Raw genomic sequence first — 590 nt, 5'->3', positions numbered from 1 at the left:
TCGAGGTCCTACAACCCCAAGGAGCAAGCTCCTTGGTTTGGGCTATTCCGCTTTCGCTCGCCGCTACTGACGGAATCACTTTTGTTTTCTTTTCCTCCAGGTACTTAGATGTTTCAGTTCCCTGGGTCTGCCTCCAATGTAGCTATGTATTCACTACATGGTAACTGCGCATTACCACAGCTGGGTTCCCCCATTCGGACATCCCCGGATCAAAGCCTGCTTACGGCTCCCCGAGGCATTTCGTCGTTCGCCACGTCCTTCTTCGGCTCCTAGTGCCTAGGCATCCTCCGTGTGCTCTTTCTAGCTTAACCTAGAAAAGCTTTAAAGATTTTTGTGCAAACCCTAAGGTCAACACAACCTAAGTTCTTACTTTACGTTTTTGTTTCGTTATCTAGTTTTCAAGGAACAATGTTGCAACCATTACATTCGCAAAGCGATGTTGGTTGTCAACTGATTTTGAAAGATTGCTCTTTCAAAACTGAACACGAGTGAGTTAAGCGATTTTGTATCCGAAGATACTTGACTGTGTCTATCAGACACGAGTCTCCATAGAAAGGAGGTGATCCAGCCGCACCTTCCGATACGGCTAC

Annotated in this window: 1 rRNA gene; it reads right to left on the bottom strand. The window is 46.6% G+C overall.

The window, feature by feature from the left end:
- Nucleotides 1-311, bottom strand: a 23S ribosomal RNA gene (locus L6I86_RS35525); the annotation flags it as partial.
- Nucleotides 312-590 lie beyond the last annotated feature (279 nt).

This window comes from Paenibacillus allorhizoplanae, from assembly GCF_927798215.1.
GTDB lineage: Bacteria > Bacillota > Bacilli > Paenibacillales > NBRC-103111 > Paenibacillus_E > Paenibacillus_E allorhizoplanae.
This window is presented reverse-complemented; position numbering and strand designations above follow the sequence as displayed.